This window comes from Streptomyces sp. NPDC001714 (assembly GCF_042892755.1).
Taxonomy (GTDB): domain Bacteria; phylum Actinomycetota; class Actinomycetes; order Streptomycetales; family Streptomycetaceae; genus Streptomyces.
Window position 1 is genome coordinate 12,121 of sequence record NZ_JBIAUL010000025.1, and the last position, 15,256, is coordinate 27,376.

Genomic DNA, 15,256 nt, shown 5'->3' on the forward strand with positions numbered 1-15,256 from the left:
CTCCGCCGCACTCGCCGGTCCGCTCGTCGGGCCCGTGACGAGCGCTGCCGCAACCGCGGCCACACTGCAGAATCTGATGTGTCGCATGACTGTCACATGCGACATCCGACCCCGACCGCAACAATGATGATGATCGGATCACCCGGTCACCTGACGGAATTCCTCCTGTCAGCCGAACGGGCGGCCGAACGGGCGGGTCACGGGTGCATCCGCGCCCCCTTCAGCACCTTGTCCACCGCGTTCCGCGGCCCGTACACGGCGAGCCCCACCAGGTCCAGCTCGGCCGTGGGCACGGCACGCACCGCCGCCCGGTTGTCGCGGTCGTTTCCGGTGGCGAACAGGTCCGCGGTGAAGACGGCCCGGGGCAGGGCGCGGCTCAGCGCCCGCTCGTGCGCGGCCTTGAGGGTCTCCTTGCCGCCTTCGAAGACCAGCACCGGCTGCCGGAACATCGGCAGGTAGCCGACCCCGTCGGCGTCCTCGTACGGCTCCCCGACCACCTCGGGGACGGTCGCGCCCAGGCCGCTGACCAGGAAGGCGGTGACGTTCAACCGCTGCCAGGGCTCCAGGTCGTCCCGCAGCAGCACGGCGATCTTCGTGTCGAAAGTGCTCATGCCCCGAGACTGCCCGGCGTCGTCCATCGGGGTCTTGTACGTTCTTTGCATGGCCGTACGGCAGGAAGTCAGCGCATGGCGGCCCCGGGTCCCGGGCGTCACCGAGGTCTTCCACGCCCGTTTCACCGAGTACGCGTACCCGATGCACGTCCATGACGCCTGGACGCTGCTCATCGTGGACGACGGCGCCGTACGGTACGACCTCGACCGGCACGAGCACGGCACCCCGGCCGACACCGTGACCCTGCTGCCGCCGCACGTCCCGCACAACGGCTCCCCCGCCACCGCGGACGGCTTCCGCAAACGCGTGGTCTACCTGGACGGGACCCTGCTCGGGGACGACCTCATCGGAGCCGCCGTCGACGGGCCCGACCTGCGCGACCCGCTGCTGCGCCGGCGGGTCGGCCAACTGCACTCCGCCCTCGTCCGCCCCGGCGACGAACTGGAGGCCGAGAGCAGGCTCACCCTCATCGGGGAGCGGCTGCGGGGCCTGCTCCGCCCCCGGCTCATGCCTCCCGGCCCCGCTGACCCTGCCCTCGCCCGCTTGCTGCGCGAACTCCTCGACGAGCGGGTCGCCGACGGGCTCGCCCTGGAGGAGGCGGCCCGGCTGCTGCACGCCCACCCGGCTCACCTGGTACGGGCGTTCAGCGGCGCGTACGGCATCGCCCCGCACCAGTACCTGATGTCCCGCCGGGTGGGGCGGGCCCGCCGGCTGCTGCTCGACGGCGTGCCGCCCGGCGAGACGGCCACCGCCACCGGCTTCTACGACCAGGCCCATCTCACCCGGCACTTCAGGAAACTGGTGGGGGTGACCCCCGGGCGCTACCGCGACAGCGCGCGGTACGTCAGCTGACGCCGCGGTACCTCACCTGAGGCGGTACCTCACCTGACATCGACGTAGTCGCCGGCGGAGGTCGCGCCGCCCGTGGTGGACGTGGCGCCGAAGGTCCACCGGTAGGAGCCGTCGGCTGCCGCCTTGACCGTGGTCCGCAGGGCGCCGGCCGAGTCGGCCTTCACGATCTTCAGCGTCGTGTACGTGCTGCTGCCCTTCTTGCGGAACTGCAGCTTGGCCGACTTGCCGCCGAAGCCGACGTACTTGTGCCGCACCCAGTCCGCGCGCGTGATCGCGCCCTTCACGGTGAGCGTCCTGCCCTTGCCGACCGGCTCCGGGGTGGCGTCGGCGGTGACCCTGGCCGCGCGCAGGACCTGTACGGTGCCGAGCCCGGTCAGGATCTCCTGGCTCTTGAGCCTGTCGTCCGAGCCCCAGATCTTCGCGCCGGCCGCGACCTTCCAGGTCGTCGCGTCGCTGTTGGAGTCCAGGGTGTAGCGCGGCTCGACGTAGAACTCGCCGCCGCAGGCGGCGGGCTGGGAGCCGTTGTCGTCGCAGCCGACGGAGCTGATGTAGATACCGCCGTCCGCGTCGCCCTTGGCCGCCGTGGTGTCGTGGTAGAGGAACGGGAGCACCTGTGCGTCGGCGAGCTTGACGCCGGACGGCCAGGTCATGCGGAAGGTGAAACCGGGCTTCACCGTAGCGCTGACGCCCACCACGACGGGCTTGCCCTTGTTCACGACCATGCCGGTCACGGTGATCCCGGTGTCGGCCGCCGCCGCGGACGGTGCCGCGAAGGCCCCCAGGGCGAGCGCCCCCGCGAGCACCACCGCCGAGCCGGACGATCTGCCTGCGCGCATGCACAACCTCTCGTTGACGGGAGAAAGGTAAGGCCCGGTAAAGACACCGGGCTGCCGCAGGTTAACAGCAGGCATACGGAAGGCGGTTCGAGCCCTCCCGGGAATTCCAGGACCCCCCTAGAGCCTCCGCTGGGCCTCATACAGGTTCCGCGGCCGTACCGCGTCCCAGGTGCCGTACAGCTCCAGGCGGGAGTTCAGGTCGCCGGTGAAGTCCGGTACGTCGATCTGGTCGAAGTCGGTGACCTCGTTGAGGCCGACCGTCGCGGAGTACGGGGCGAGGCCGTCGAGCCGCATCAGGCCCGCCCGGCCGTTGGTCACCCGGATGTTCCAGTGGGTGAAGCGGGCGCCGAACAGCGGTCCGGCGTTGGCATCGCCGCCGTGCCGGCCGTTGTTGTCCACGGTGATGTCGGTGCGGACGTTGGCGAACGGCAGGCCGCGGTGGGAGTCGAAGGTGCCCATCTGCATCTCGCCGCGCGACCAGACGTTGTGGGAGGACAGCCCCTCGACGTTGATGCCGTGCAGCTGGGTGTCGGCGGGGGCGGGGACCGTGCGCTGCTCGACGGTGAAGTCCTCGATCAGGTTGTCGTGCGAGCCCTCGCGGCAGAAGTAGGGGTGGTGTTCGCCCCGGCCGCCGACCCGGGTGCGGCGCAGGGTGCAGGCGGAGGCGGCGACCAGGCCGAAGCCGTTGTCGACGTTGCGGACGGTGACGTCGTCCACCCAGCAGTCGTACGCACACTGCAGGACGACCCCGTTGTAGCCCTTGTCGAGGAGGTGCGGGGACTGCGGGGTCTCCATGACGTCCAGGGTGAGGCCCTCGACGCCGGAGCCGGTCAGTGCACGGACGTGGGTGGTGAGCTGGGGGTTCCACTCCGGACGCAGGTCCAGCGGGAGCGGGCGTTCCAGCGTCACCCTGCGGCCGCGCACCGCCATGACGCGGACGGGCCACTCGTAGGGGACGTACGACAGCAGCTTGGTCTTGTCCTCCCAGTAGTACGACGCCGGGCCCGGGCCGCCGCCGGACATGTGCTGGAGGAGGGTGTGGGCGGTGTCGTCGGCGACCCGGAGCAGGACCAGGCCGCCCGGGCGCAGCCGGGAGGGGTCGGTGACGGTGACCGTCCGGTCGCCCTGCCGGGCCGGTTCGACGGACGTCAGCTGCTCCCACTCGTCCCGCTTGTTGCCCGTCCAGCCCTCGAAGGGCCAGGCCTGGGCCTTGATCGCCGCGACCAGGGAGTCCCAACGGGGCTTCGGCGCCAGCCAGATGAGCCCGCCCGCCCAGGACCACGCCGACTTCGTACCGCCGTAGCGGGAGCCGTAGGGGCCGATCAGCTCGGTGAGGTTCTTCGTCGCGTACAGGGTCGTACGGCCGCTGCCGGCGCCGCGCAGCACCACGTTGTCGTGGCCGAGGTGGATCAGGCCGTCGATGCGGAAGGTGCCGGGCGGGATGGTGACCGTGCCACCGCCGGCCCCGGCGGCAGCGGCGATGGCACGGTTGATCGCGGGGGCGCAGTCGGTGACGCCGTCGGCGACGGCGCCGTACGCGCGGACGTCGGCGGCGACGGGGAGGCGGCGGATGCGGGCCGCTCCGGCCCGGCCGACGTAGGGGATCTGCGGGTGGGTGAAGGGGGTGCGCGTGAACTCTCGCCAGAGTGAGGGCACTTGGCCGTCGGAGGCGTGGGCCGTACCGCCCGCCACGGCGGTCGCGGCCACGGCCGTGGCGCCGGCGAGCAGGGTCCGTCTGGTCATACCGGCGCTCACGTCGTGGTGCGTGCTGCTCATTCCGTACGTCCTTCCCATGGCGGCTTTCATGGTTGTGAACGACGTTCATGTCTGCGTCGGCCGCGAGCATGCCACGATGGCCCGGCGCCTCGAAAGAGTCGTGCAGGGCTTAATCAGGTACGGACCTGAAGTCAGTCAGCAGGGCGCTCGATCAGGTGTGTGAACGCGTCCAGGTTCCGCGTGGATTCGCCCCGGGACACCCGCCATGCGTACTCCTTGCGGATCGCGGAGGCGAAGCCCAGCTCCAGGAGGGTGTTGAAGGCGCCGTCCGCGGCCTCCAGGACCTGGCCCAGGAGGCGGTCGAGGTCGGGGGCGGTGACGGAGGAGAGCGGGAGGCGGGCGGTGACGTAGACGTCGCCGAGGCGGTCGACGGCGTAACTCACGCCGTACAGCTTGAGGTTGCGCTCCAGGAGCCAGCGGTGGACGGCCGGTTCGTTCTCGTCCGGGTGCCGGATGACGAAGGCGTTCAGGGAGAGGGAGTGGCGGCCGACGATGAGGGAGACGGTCGTCTTCAGCTTGCGGGTGCCGGGGAGCTGCACGACGTAGGTGCCGGACTCGGGGCTCTCCCACTCCAGTTCGGCGTCCTTCAGGACACCCTCGACGACCTGCGCGGCCTGCCGTTCCTGTGCACCATCACCCATGGACCGAGCGTACGCGACGGCGGTGGGACTGGGTCGCGGCCAGGTAGACGTCGGCGGTGGCGGTGGCGGCCGCGTCCCAGCCGAAGCACTGCGCGTGCCGGGCGGCGGCACTGCCGAAACGGTCGGTCAGAGAGGCGTCGTCGGCGAAGCGGCGCAGCACGCGCGCGTAGTCGGCGGGATCGTGACCGTGCACCAGGAAGCCGGTCTCGCCGTCCCGCACGGCCACCGGCAGGCCGCCGACCGAGGCGGCGAGGACGGGGGTGCCGGCCGCCTGGGCCTCTATCGCCACCAGGCCGAAGGACTCGCTGTAGGAGGGCATGACCAGGACGGAGGCCGCCCGGAACCAGTCCGCGAGCTGCTCCTGGCCGACCGGCGGGCGGAACCGGACGACGTCCGCGATCCCGAGCCGCGCGGCCAGCTTCTGCAGGCCCTCCGGCTTGGCGAGGCCGCTGCCGCTGGGGCCGCCGACGATCGGTACGACGATCCGGGAGCGGAGTTCGGGGCGCTCGTCGAGGAGCACGGCCACGGCGCGGAGCAGCACGTCGGGGGCCTTGAGGGGCTGGATGCGGCCCGCGAAGAGCGGGATCAGGGCGTCCTGCGGGAGGCCCAGGCGGGCCCGGGCGGCCTCGCGTCCGTCCGCCGGGCGGAAGCGGTCGAGGTTCACGCCGGGGTGGACGACGGCGACCTTGGCGGGGTCGGCGCTGTAGTGCCGTACGAGTTCGTCGGCCTCCTCGGAGGTGTTCGCGATGAGGCGGTCGGCCGCGGCGACGATCTGGGTCTCGCCGATGACCCGGGCGGCGGGCTCGGGGGTGTCGCCGTCGGCGAGGTTGGCGTTCTTGACCTTCGCCATGGTGTGCATGGCGTGCACCAGGGGGACGCCCCAGCGCTGGGCGGCGAGCCAGCCGACGTGGCCGGAGAGCCAGTAGTGCGAGTGGACGAGGTCGTAGTGGCCGGGGCGGTGGCCGGCCCAGGCCTGCATCACGCCGTGCGTGAAGGCGCACAGCTGGGCCGGGAGGTCCTCCTTGGCGAGGCCCTCGTAGGGGCCGGCGTCGATGTGCCGGACGAGGACGCCGGGGGCGAGTTCGACGGTGGGCGGGAGACCGCCGGAGGTGGCCCGGGTGAAGATCTCGACGTCGATGTTGATCGCGGCGAGGCGCTGCGCGAGCTCGACGATGTACACGTTCATGCCGCCGGCGTCGCCGGTGCCGGGCTGGTGCAGCGGTGAGGTGTGCACGGAGAGCATGGCGACGCGGCGGGGCCTGCGGGTCCGGCGGAGCCGGGAGGCAGCCGACGGGGAGCGGCGCCCGAGCCTGCTGACGTACTGGCTCACGTGGCGGTCCTCTCTCGGTGCGGGCATGCCGGTGGGAGGACAGCGAGCGCCCTCCAACGGGGTGCAACGCGGAGGGGAGGATTCCCATTCCGGGGGTGGTTGATTTTGCCGACACATTGCCTTGGGTCGCTCAACCGTTCGAGGGTGGGATGCGTGAGGTGGTGCGGGTGGGCGGGGGTTGAGCGCGCCCACGCGGCGGAGCCGCACATCGGTACAGCCCCGCGCCCCTTACGGGGCGCTTTACTCTCGTAGGCATGAATGCCCGCGCCGCCTCCCTCCCCCACTCTCGGCTTCGCTCGAGCGGGGGGACCCCCGTCGTGGGAACGGTGACGCGCGGGACCACCAACCCCAACCGCCTGCGCCGGATGGACCGGTGGATCGCCGCCACGCACGGTGCCGCGTTGCGGCGTGCCCTCGACCCCGTCGCCGTCGACCTCGGGTACGGCGCCGCGCCCTGGACCGCCGTCGAGTTGCTCGGCCGGCTCCGCACCGTCGCGCCACGCGCGCGTGTCGTCGGGGTCGAGATCGAGCCCGCGCGGGTCGCCGCGGCCAGGCCGTACGAGCGCGAGGGACTCGCCTTCCGGCACGGCGGGTTCGAGATCCCCGTCCCCGCACGGCCGTTGCTCATCCGCGCGGCCAACGTGCTGCGGCAGTACGACGAGGGTGAGGTCGCCGAGGTGTGGCGGCGGCTGTGCGGGCGGCTCGCGCCGGGCGGGCTGCTGGTGGAGGGGACCTGTGACGAGATCGGGCGGCGGCACGTGTGGGTCGCGCTCGGGCCCCAGGGGCCGCGGACGGTGACCTTCGCGACCCGTCTCGGGTCCCTGGAACGCCCGTCCGACCTCGCCGAACGGCTGCCGAAGGCACTCATCCACCGCAACGTGCCGGGCGAGCCGGTACACGCGTTCCTGCGGGACTTCGACCGCGCGTGGGCGGCGGCCGCGCCCTACGCGTCGTACGGCGCCCGGCAGCGGTGGATCCGGACCGTGCGGGACCTGGCGGCCGACTGGCCGGTGACGGACTCGGTGGCGCGCTGGCGGCAGGGCGAAGTGACGGTGAACTGGCAGGCGTTGGCACCGAAGGCCTGATGGGGCGGGGTGGGAACGATCTCGATGAGTCGTTCGTCACAAAGGCGGGGAGATCGTCATGCCCGGGGGGAAACCGGGGAGGAACCCACCCGCCGTTACCTCTGTCGCTTTACGGCGCGACGTGGCACGATCCTCCACGTGCCATAAGTTACTGACGGTTAATCAGTTTTTTTGGGGGGCGGGTCATGGGACCGGACAAGCACACCGTCCGGCCGGGCGGGTGCGGGATCCTGGCGACGGCGGTGACGGTGGTCTGCGCGGTGACGGTGCTCGCGGCACCCGGCACGGCGTTCGCGGCACCCGGTCCGACGCCCTCGACCAGCCCCTCCCCCAGCGCCTCGGCCTCCGCGGACCCCTCCAGCGGCGCCTCCGCGACCGTCCCGCCGGACAAGGACCTCGAGGCCGTACAGGCGAAGCTGGACAAGCTCTACCACGACGCGGCCGTCGCCACCGACGCGTACAACGCCGCCGAGGAGGCGGCCCGGAAGCAGTCCGCCGAGATCGTCGACCTGGCCAAGAAGATCGTCAAGGGGCAGCAGAAGCTCGACGGGTTGAAGGAGCGGGCGGGCCGGGCGGCCGCCGCCCAGTACCGCACCGGCGGGCTGCCGGACACCGCCAAGCTGGTGCTGAGCGACAACCCCTCCCAGTTCCTGGACGGGGCCGGCCGGGTGCTCCAAGGCGAGCGGGCGACCAAGGCCCTGATCAGGGAACTGACCCAGACCCAGCAGGACTTGAAGCAGTACGCGGCGGACGCGGCCGACCAGTGGAACAGGCTGGAGGCCGGCCGCAAGGCGAAGGCCACCGCCAAGAAGAAGATCACGCAGCGCATCGCCGCCGCCGAGAAGCTCGAGTCGGCGCTGCAGAAGAAGCAGAAGGAGCGTCTCGCCGAGCTGGAGCGGGAGTCCGCCTACAAGGCGCAGACCGCCTGGCTGGACACCGGGATACTCGACGAGATCCACAGCAAGGCGTCCGCGGCGGGCAGGAAGGCGGTCGCGTTCGCCACCGCCCAGCTCGGCAAGCCGTACGTGTGGGGCGCCGAGGGCCCGGACTCGTACGACTGCTCCGGACTGACCTCGCAGGCCTGGGCGAGCGCCGGGAAGCCGATCCCGCGCACCTCCGAGGAGCAGTGGAAGCAGCTCGAGCACATCGACGTCAAGGACATGCGCCCCGGCGACCTGATCATCTACTACGACGACGCCAGCCATGTCGCGATGTACATCGGGGACGGCGCGATCATCCAGGCCCCGCGCCCGGGGCGGACGGTGTCGATCGGCGGCGCGGGGTCGATGCCGATCCTCGGGGTGGTACGACCCGACGCCTGAGCGCCGCCGGGCACTTTAGGTGTGATGTCCCTTTCGTAAGCTGCATCATGTGACCCAGTGCACCGCAACGCCCGCCCAAACTCCGGCGGCACGTGACCTTCGTCATCCCTCTCGGGCCGCCCTCTTGCCCAACTGCGGTACGGCAAACGGCATATGACGATGGCCTGAGACAGAGCGACGCGGCTCACACCATTCCGTTGCGGTGGCCAGTACCGCTATGGTCCCCGTCGGGTGGGTCGAGGTCCCTCGCCCCGCCATGCCCTCGGGGGGAGGGAAGGAACCCAACAGATGCCCGTACCCGTACCGCGGCAGAGAGCGATCCCGGCCGTGGAGAGTGGTCAGGCGCCGGCCGCCGCGCCCGCACAGGGCGGCGGCCACCTCAAGGAAGAGGCCAACCGCACGGAAGCCGTCACCCCGAACACCGGCGGCACCACTCTCACCCTGCTGCTGATCGAGGACGATCCGGCCGGTTCACCGGTCCTGCCCGAGTTGCGGGACGCGTCCGGCACCTCGATCCGCGTCCGCACCGCCCGCAACCTCACCGAGGCCGAGCGGCTGCTGACCGACGACGTCCACTGCATCCTGCTGGACCTGGCGCTGCCGGCGCCGGGCGGCAAGGACACGGAGGGCGAGCTCGCCGTGCTCAAGCACGTGCTCGAGCTCGCGCCCCGGCACGCCGTGCTGGCCCTCACCGCCTCCGGTGACGCCGAGCGCGGCACCGAGGCCGTGCGCGTCGGCGCGCAGGACTACCTCTTCCGGGACGAACTGGACGGCCGGCTGCTGAGCCGCGCCATCCGGTACGCCGTCGAGCGCAAACGCTCCCTCACGACCGAGCGCAAGCTCGCGGAGGGGCGGCTGCGCGCCCAGGAGAACCGCCGCCTGGAGCGGGGCCTGCTGCCCACGCCCCTGCTGGAGGGTTCCTCGCTGCGCTTCGCCGCCCGCTACCGCCCCGGCCGCTCCCGGGCGCTGCTCGGCGGTGACTTCTACGACACCGTGCGCACGCCCGACGGGACCGTGCACGCGATGATCGGTGACGTGTGCGGGCACGGTCCGGACGAGGCCGCGCTCGGCGTGGAGCTGCGGATCGCCTGGCGGGCGCTGACCCTGGCGGGGCTGTGCGGCGACGAGCTGCTGTCCACGCTGCAGGAGGTGCTGGAGCACGAGCGCTCCGACGAGGAGATCTTCGCGACACTCTGCACCGTCGACATAGCGCCGGACGGGCGCCGGGCCGGGCTGTGCCTGGCCGGGCATCCCGCGCCGCTGGTCGCCCGGCCCGGGCGGCCGGCCGAGCTGCTGCCGTACGAGAACAACGGCCCGGCGCTGGGGCTGCTGAAGGGGGCCCGCTGGCCTCGGATGCAGGTGGAGCTGGGCGCCGAGTGGAGCCTGATGCTCTACACCGACGGCCTGATCGAAGGCCGGGTGGGCTCGGGCGGCGAGCGGCTGGGGCAGGAGGGGATGGTCGAGATGGTCCGGCGGCAGCTGGCCTCCGGCCTGACCGGGGAGGCGTTGCTGCGGGCCGCGGTGAACGAGGTGCGGCAGCTCAACGGGGGCGAGCTGACGGATGACGTGGCCGTCGTGCTGCTGGATCGGGGGGTTTGAGCGGGAGCTCGCCGTTTCCGGTTCGGTGGTCGGCCGGCTGGGGGTGCGTGGGGGCCGGCCGTGCGGTTCCTCCCCCAGCCTTCGGCCGGGGGCGCCCCCAGCGCCCCTTTGGGGCGCGCCTCGAAGAGTTACCGGCCGCCGTTGTACGGGCCGTAGGGTCCGTCGCTGCTGCTGCCGCCGCGGCGGCCTCGCCAGCCGCCGCCACCGCCCGACACCTGCTTGACCGCGGGGCGGACGTCGACGAGGTAGACGATGCTCGCCACCAGGCCCGCGATCGGGAGGATGGAGAGGATCGAGAAGAGGTAGCTGACGACCAGGGCGATGGCCAGGATGATCAGCCAGAACATCTTGTTCTGCTTGTCGGCCGCGCGGAAGGCGTCCTCGCGCCGGAACACGGCGTCGACCAGCCCGAACGCGGCCAGGACCATCAGGACGATCTTCAACAGTCCCAGGAACCCTGCGAATCCCAGCATCAGCATGCCGTCACCACCCGCTCTCTCCCGATCCCTACGCGGCCACCGTACCCGTAGAACGGGCCGGGCACCCTCAAGGTGCCCGACCCGTACGTTCCGCTGACGCGCGCGCCGGTTACTTGGCCGGCGGGGTGGTCTTCTTGACCGGGGTGGCCTTGCGGGGGGCCGGGGTCTTCTTGGCGGCCGGGGCCTTCTTCGCCGTGGCCGGCTTGGCCTCGGCGGCCTTGGGCTCGTCCGCCTTGTCCTCGACCGGCTCGGGCTTGCCCTCGACGGCGATGGCCAGGTCCTCGATCTCGTCGGCGGCCTCGCCGCGCCAGGTCTTCACGGCCTGCTCGCCGTGCTCGGCGACCTTCTCGTAGGTCTCGCGGGCCTTGACGGCGTACTCGGCGGCCACGCCGACCTGGCGCAGCGCGAAGTCCTGGGCGGACTCGCCGAGCTTCTTGAGGTCGCCGTCGAGGGAGACGATGAAGTCGTTGACCTTGGACTGAAGGCTGGCCTGCGCCTCCTTGGCCCTGACACCGGCCTCCTTGGCGCGGGCGGCGGCCTTCTCCTGGACGGCCTTCGGGTCGGTCTTGCGGACCGCCTCGATGCGGGCCGGGGCCTCGGCACGCAGCTGCTCGACCAGGCCGGGGACCTTCTTGGCCTGCTGGAGGGCCAGGTCCGCGGTGCCGGCGGCGAAGTAGAGCGGAGTCGGGTCGCTGAGGGTCTTGCGCAGGTCGTCGGTGATGGCCATGGTGATGGTCCTCCCGTATTAAAGTTCGGCTGAGGGTTTTGTGGTCCGCGGCGCGGCGGCCGGCGCGCTTGGCCGGCTCATCCGGCCGTCCGCCGCGGATCGGTCTCGCTGTCGTAGGTGTCGCTGCCGGCGTCGTGCTCCTCAGAGCCGACGGTGTCCGTGTCGCTCCCGCGTTCCTCGCCCGACCCGAAGCCGTTCTCTTTCCTGAACGACTCGTAGATCTGCAGCAGCACCTGCTTCTGCCGCTCGTCGAGGGTGGGGTCGGCGAGGATGACCGCACGGGTCTCCACCTCGTTCAGATCCCGCTCGGCGTCGAGGATCCCGGCGCGGACGTACAGCGTCTCGGCGGAGATCCGCAGGGCCTTGGCGACCTGCTGGAGCACCTCCGCGCTCGGCTTGCGCAGCCCGCGCTCGATCTGACTCAGGTACGGATTGGACACCCCGGCGGCATCGGCGAGCTGCCTGAGCGACAGCTGCGCGTTGCGCCGCTGTTCACGCAGATACTCACCGAGATTGCCGACGTTCAGCGATGCCATGCCTCCACCTTGCCCCACCCCCGCTAACAATTGCAAGCACCTGCTTGCAAAAGTGTGCCGCGCCATACCCGGATGGCGGACCGGGCCGGGCGCCGCCTCAGTCCCGCGGGTGCTGGGGTTCCGGAGCGAGCACGGCGCGGCAGTCGGACCAGGCCGGTCCGCTCAGCAGGGGGCGGAGGCGGGTGAACAGGGTGAGGAGCGCTGGGCCCCACCGGTCGCGGAAGGACGGGTCGATGCGGGCGAGATCGAGTTCGTTGGCGGCCGTCAGTTCGGCGAAGTCCCGGCGCGGCCGGGGTTCGGGTACCCGGGCATCTCTGGTGAAGCGGTCACGGACGGCCGCGTCGGGATCGGCGAGCGTCGGGTAGGTGGCCTTGCGGTCGCAGGAGGCGTAGAGATACACGATCGCCTCGGCCTCCGTGCCGATCACCGCCGCGAGTTCGGTGCGGCGGTCGAGCGGCAGCAGGGCGGTGGGAAAGCCGTCGGTGCCGTAGAACGCGTGGCACAGGCCCGCGAGTCGGAGGGCGGGGCGGGCGCCCCAGGCCGCGAGTTGCTCCTGGACGCGCTGGAGGTGCACGAGAAGCGTGCCGCCGGGATGGGCGATCTCGGCGGCACCGAGTGCGCGCAGGAGCGCGACGGCCCGACCGGAGGCAGCGGAGAAAGCGGGTGGTGCGGGGGAAGCGGACACGGGGCGGGTTCCTTCCGTCGCTCGATCGACTTGACGGCGTCAGCGCTGGACCGCCAGCCACTCCTCCAGCACCGCGAAGTCCGCCTCCGTCAGCCCGGACTCGTGGTCGACGCGGTGGAGGAGGGCGGGCCGGTGATGGTGGGCGGCGACCCAGGCACGGTCGGCCTCGGTGAGTTCGTCGTCGAGCCAGACGAACGGCCGCTCCCCCGCCCACGCCACCAGCGGCCGGGTCTTCCAGTGCAGCAGGGCCGACGGCTCCTCCTCGTCCGGCCACTCCACGACGGGCAACGGGGGCAGGCCCAGCCAGGGGGCGACACAGGCGTTGGCGTCGTCCATCCAGGTGCTGGCCCAGACGAGGTCGCAGCGGAGGGCGCCCAGGCGGGGGCCGAGGGCGGGGTCGACGCGGGTGAGCAGGGGGTTGAGCGGAGTGTGGCCGGTCTTGTAGACCGGGTAGGGGTGGTCGGCGGGGGCGCCGAAGGGGATGAGGGTTCCGTCGATGTCTAGGAAGAGGAGCATCGGGGACAGGATCGCAAGAGGGTGCCGGAAGAGGTAGTAGCGCGGCTACAGGTGGCGGGCGGCTGATCGCGCCCACACGGCGGAGCCGCATATTGATACAGCCCCGTGCCCCCAAAGCGGTTCCCCTCGCCCCCGAAAGAGCAGGGCGTGGTCATGGCCGCCGCTCAGAACGGCAGCGGCCTCGCGTGCACCACGTCCAGACGGGACACCGCCCTCGTCAGCACCACGTACAGCCTGTGCAGCCCCCGCTCCTCCCCCTCCGCCACCGCCGCCGGTTCCACGGCCACCACGTGGTCGTACTCCAGGCCCTTGACGACGCTCGCCGGGACCACGGCCACCCGCGCGCCCAGTTCGTCCGGGCCCGCCGGTTCGATACCGGCGGCCGTCAGCGCCTCGCGTACGGCGGTCACCTGCGCGTCCGCCGCCACGACTCCCACCGACCCCTCGTGGCACAGGGCCTCCCGCACGGCGGCGACCGTCGCGGCGGGAACGTCCTCCGTCGGGCGGATCGTCACCTCGCCGTCGCCGCGGTAGGACTTGGCCGGGGGCACGTCCGGGCCGAGGCGTTGCAGCAGCCGGTTGGTCAGGGCGACGACCGCCGCCGGGACGCGGAAACCGGTGGTGAGCGGGACGACGGTCGCGTCCGGCTTGCCCAGGTGGCCCAGTACGGCGTCCCAGCTCCGCGCCGACCAGGGTGTGGTGGCCTGGGCCAGGTCGCCGAGGACGGTGAGCGAGCCGAAGACCGCGCGGCGGGCGATCGCCCTGCACTCCATGGGAGACAGGTCCTGGGCCTCGTCGACGACGATGTGGCCGTAGCCCTCGGGGTGTTCGACGAGCCCCGCGAGCTCGTCGAGGAGGACCAGGTCGGCGGCCGACCAGCGGGCGGACTTGTACGAGCGCGGCGGGCGGGACCAGCGCAGGTCCCGCTGTTCGTCAGGGGTCAGGAGTCCCTCGGCGGCCGCCGCCAGCACCCCCTCGTCCGTGAGGAGTTCGGCCAGCACCTCCTCCGGGCGGACCTTCGGCCAGACGGTGTCGAGGCAGGCACTCATCGCACGGGACCGTTCGAGCCGCCGGGTCCACGCGCCGGGCTGCGGGCCCGCCCGCCGTTCGGCCTGCAACTGGACGGCCCGCATCGCCCGCCCCCGCACCCGCTCCCGCCCGACGGCGTACGGCGGTTCCTCGTCCCGCACCCTCTCGACGATCTCCGTCAGCGCGGCGGCGGAGACCCGCCAGGTGTACGTGCCGTCGGAGAGCGAGAGAGGGGTGACCGCGTCGGTGCGGACGTGGGCGTACAGGGCGCGGCGCAGGACCTCGGCCATCCGCGGGTCGTGCTTGAGCGCGGCGGTGCGACGGGAGTCGGTGCCGGTGACCGGGTGGCGGCCGATCTCCTCCGGCAGGGTCGTCTGCCGTACGCCGGTCTCACCCAGGGCCGGGAGGACCTCGGAGATGTAGGAGAGGAAGGTGCGGTTGGGGCCGAGGATCAGGAGGCCGGAGCGGCGGATGCGCTGGGGGTGGGTGTAGAGCAGGTAGGCGGCACGGTGCAGGCCGACGGCGGTCTTGCCGGTGCCGGGGGCGCCCTGGACGCAGACGGAGTCGGCGAGGCCGGCGCGGACCAGGTCGTCCTGGTCGGGCTGGATGGTGGCGGCGATGTCGCGCATGGGGCCGACACGGGGCCGTTCGATCTCGCTGGTGAGGATGGTGCTCCCGGTCCCTGGCTCCCCCCTGCTCAGGTGCTCGTCCTCCAGCCCCGTGAGGTCGGCGGAGTCGCCGCGGCTGCCGGGTGCCCAGCCGAACCGCCGGCGTACCGCCACGCCCTGGGGGTCGTCGGGCCCCGCCTGGTAGAAGGCGCGGGAGACGGGGGCGCGCCAGTCGACGACGAGGGGCGGGGCGGTCGGCTCCTCGCTGATCCGCAGGCGGCCGATGCGGTAGCTCTGCCCGGCGTGCTCTCCCGCCTCGAAGTCCAGCTTGCCGAAGAACAGCGGGCCCTCCGGCAGCTCGCGCATCTCCTTGGCCCGGCTGCGCAGCCGGTACCCGAGCACTTCGGCGTCGGCACCGGACGCGGAGACGTCCTCGCCGGTGACGACGTGCTCGACGGCGCCTTCGACCATGCGGGCGAGGGCGGCTCGGCAGGTGTCGTGGTAGGCGCGTTCGCGGTCGAGTTCCTGCTGCATGGGGGACAGCGTAGACGAGAAACAGTGACCGGGTTAAATTTTTTACCGAAACTCAGTCGTGCCTCAGTCGCGCCTCGGTCGCAACTCGG

15 protein-coding genes are annotated in these 15,256 nt (G+C 72.0%); 4 read left to right on the plus strand and 11 right to left on the minus strand.

Features of this window, described 5'->3' with window-relative positions; genetic code table 11:
• Nucleotides 1–197: 197 nt before the first annotated feature.
• A complete protein-coding gene (locus ACFY0P_RS43885; protein ID WP_388927140.1) occupies nucleotides 198–662 on the minus strand; it encodes a DUF2000 family protein in 465 nt (154 codons plus the stop codon).
• On the opposite strand from ACFY0P_RS43885, the gene ACFY0P_RS43890 reads away from it, so the two are divergent.
• Nucleotides 661–1,464, plus strand: a complete 804-nt coding sequence (locus tag ACFY0P_RS43890) for an AraC family transcriptional regulator (protein ID WP_388927143.1) — start codon at nucleotides 661–663, stop codon at nucleotides 1,462–1,464. The two genes, ACFY0P_RS43885 and ACFY0P_RS43890, sit on opposite strands and share 2 nt — an antisense overlap.
• A gap of 29 nt (nucleotides 1,465–1,493) precedes the next feature.
• Here the strand turns inward: ACFY0P_RS43890 and ACFY0P_RS43895 are convergent, their stop codons facing one another.
• From ACFY0P_RS43895 to mshA, 4 genes are all read right to left on the minus strand, one after another.
• Nucleotides 1,494–2,300, minus strand: coding sequence for a hypothetical protein (locus ACFY0P_RS43895; protein WP_388927145.1), 807 nt, complete (start codon nucleotides 2,298–2,300; stop codon nucleotides 1,494–1,496).
• Between the two features lie 117 nt (nucleotides 2,301–2,417).
• Nucleotides 2,418–4,076, minus strand: coding sequence for a glycosyl hydrolase family 28-related protein (locus tag ACFY0P_RS43900; protein WP_388927148.1), 1,659 nt, complete (start codon nucleotides 4,074–4,076; stop codon nucleotides 2,418–2,420).
• A gap of 131 nt (nucleotides 4,077–4,207) precedes the next feature.
• Complete coding sequence (locus tag ACFY0P_RS43905) at nucleotides 4,208–4,717, minus strand: YbjN domain-containing protein (RefSeq protein WP_388927150.1); 510 nt, start codon at nucleotides 4,715–4,717, stop codon at nucleotides 4,208–4,210.
• A complete protein-coding gene (gene mshA / locus ACFY0P_RS43910; protein WP_388927153.1) occupies nucleotides 4,710–6,047 on the minus strand; it encodes a D-inositol-3-phosphate glycosyltransferase in 1,338 nt (445 codons plus the stop codon). Before mshA ends, ACFY0P_RS43905 begins: the two co-directional genes overlap by 8 nt.
• A 317-nt stretch (nucleotides 6,048–6,364) precedes the next feature.
• On the opposite strand from mshA, the gene ACFY0P_RS43915 reads away from it, so the two are divergent.
• From ACFY0P_RS43915 to ACFY0P_RS43925, 3 genes are all read left to right on the plus strand, one after another.
• The gene (locus tag ACFY0P_RS43915) at nucleotides 6,365–7,132 is read left to right on the plus strand and encodes a class I SAM-dependent methyltransferase (protein ID WP_388927156.1); all 768 of its coding nucleotides are present in this window, start codon (nucleotides 6,365–6,367) and stop codon (nucleotides 7,130–7,132) included.
• A 185-nt stretch (nucleotides 7,133–7,317) separates the two neighbouring features.
• On the plus strand, nucleotides 7,318–8,454 hold the full coding sequence (locus tag ACFY0P_RS43920) for a C40 family peptidase (RefSeq protein ID WP_388927159.1): 1,137 nt from the start codon (nucleotides 7,318–7,320) through the stop codon (nucleotides 8,452–8,454).
• A gap of 288 nt (nucleotides 8,455–8,742) precedes the next feature.
• Nucleotides 8,743–10,053, plus strand: coding sequence for a PP2C family protein-serine/threonine phosphatase (locus ACFY0P_RS43925; RefSeq protein ID WP_388927162.1), 1,311 nt, complete (start codon nucleotides 8,743–8,745; stop codon nucleotides 10,051–10,053).
• A gap of 128 nt (nucleotides 10,054–10,181) precedes the next feature.
• On the opposite strand, the gene ACFY0P_RS43930 is transcribed toward ACFY0P_RS43925, so the two are convergent.
• From ACFY0P_RS43930 to ACFY0P_RS43955, 6 genes are all read right to left on the minus strand, one after another.
• Nucleotides 10,182–10,532 (minus strand): DUF2516 family protein, encoded by a 351-nt coding sequence (locus tag ACFY0P_RS43930; protein ID WP_217546364.1) that lies wholly within the window; start codon nucleotides 10,530–10,532, stop codon nucleotides 10,182–10,184.
• Nucleotides 10,533–10,641: 109 nt separating this feature from the next.
• Complete coding sequence (locus tag ACFY0P_RS43935) at nucleotides 10,642–11,259, minus strand: hypothetical protein (RefSeq protein WP_388927165.1); 618 nt, start codon at nucleotides 11,257–11,259, stop codon at nucleotides 10,642–10,644.
• A gap of 77 nt (nucleotides 11,260–11,336) precedes the next feature.
• Nucleotides 11,337–11,795, minus strand: a complete 459-nt coding sequence (locus tag ACFY0P_RS43940; protein ID WP_388927168.1) for a helix-turn-helix domain-containing protein — start codon at nucleotides 11,793–11,795, stop codon at nucleotides 11,337–11,339.
• Nucleotides 11,796–11,892: 97 nt separating this feature from the next.
• Nucleotides 11,893–12,480: a DUF6817 domain-containing protein gene (locus tag ACFY0P_RS43945; protein ID WP_388927171.1), complete on the minus strand. Its 588-nt coding sequence runs from the start codon at nucleotides 12,478–12,480 to the stop codon at nucleotides 11,893–11,895.
• A 39-nt stretch (nucleotides 12,481–12,519) separates the two neighbouring features.
• Nucleotides 12,520–12,996, minus strand: coding sequence for an HAD domain-containing protein (locus ACFY0P_RS43950; protein WP_388927174.1), 477 nt, complete (start codon nucleotides 12,994–12,996; stop codon nucleotides 12,520–12,522).
• 164 nt (nucleotides 12,997–13,160) lie between these two features.
• Complete coding sequence (locus tag ACFY0P_RS43955) at nucleotides 13,161–15,167, minus strand: HelD family protein (protein WP_388927177.1); 2,007 nt, start codon at nucleotides 15,165–15,167, stop codon at nucleotides 13,161–13,163.
• Between the last annotated feature and the right edge of the window lie 89 nt (nucleotides 15,168–15,256).

What these genes read in the sequence shown, in the direction of transcription:
- ACFY0P_RS43890 (WP_388927143.1), top strand. Translation starts at nt 661, where the DNA reads ATGGCCGTACGGCAGGAAGTCAGCGCATGGCGGCCCCGGGTCCCGGGC.
- ACFY0P_RS43895 (WP_388927145.1), bottom strand. Translation starts at nt 2,300, where the DNA reads ATGCGCGCAGGCAGATCGTCCGGCTCGGCGGTGGTGCTCGCGGGGGCG.
- ACFY0P_RS43955 (WP_388927177.1), bottom strand. Translation starts at nt 15,167, where the DNA reads ATGCAGCAGGAACTCGACCGCGAACGCGCCTACCACGACACCTGCCGA.
- ACFY0P_RS43920 (WP_388927159.1), top strand. Translation starts at nt 7,318, where the DNA reads ATGGGACCGGACAAGCACACCGTCCGGCCGGGCGGGTGCGGGATCCTG.
- ACFY0P_RS43940 (WP_388927168.1), bottom strand. Translation starts at nt 11,795, where the DNA reads ATGGCATCGCTGAACGTCGGCAATCTCGGTGAGTATCTGCGTGAACAG.
- ACFY0P_RS43900 (WP_388927148.1), bottom strand. Translation starts at nt 4,076, where the DNA reads ATGAGCAGCACGCACCACGACGTGAGCGCCGGTATGACCAGACGGACC.
- ACFY0P_RS43885 (WP_388927140.1), bottom strand. Translation starts at nt 662, where the DNA reads ATGCAAAGAACGTACAAGACCCCGATGGACGACGCCGGGCAGTCTCGG.
- ACFY0P_RS43925 (WP_388927162.1), top strand. Translation starts at nt 8,743, where the DNA reads ATGCCCGTACCCGTACCGCGGCAGAGAGCGATCCCGGCCGTGGAGAGT.
- ACFY0P_RS43935 (WP_388927165.1), bottom strand. Translation starts at nt 11,259, where the DNA reads ATGGCCATCACCGACGACCTGCGCAAGACCCTCAGCGACCCGACTCCG.
- ACFY0P_RS43930 (WP_217546364.1), bottom strand. Translation starts at nt 10,532, where the DNA reads ATGCTGATGCTGGGATTCGCAGGGTTCCTGGGACTGTTGAAGATCGTC.
- ACFY0P_RS43905 (WP_388927150.1), bottom strand. Translation starts at nt 4,717, where the DNA reads ATGGGTGATGGTGCACAGGAACGGCAGGCCGCGCAGGTCGTCGAGGGT.
- ACFY0P_RS43950 (WP_388927174.1), bottom strand. Translation starts at nt 12,996, where the DNA reads ATGCTCCTCTTCCTAGACATCGACGGAACCCTCATCCCCTTCGGCGCC.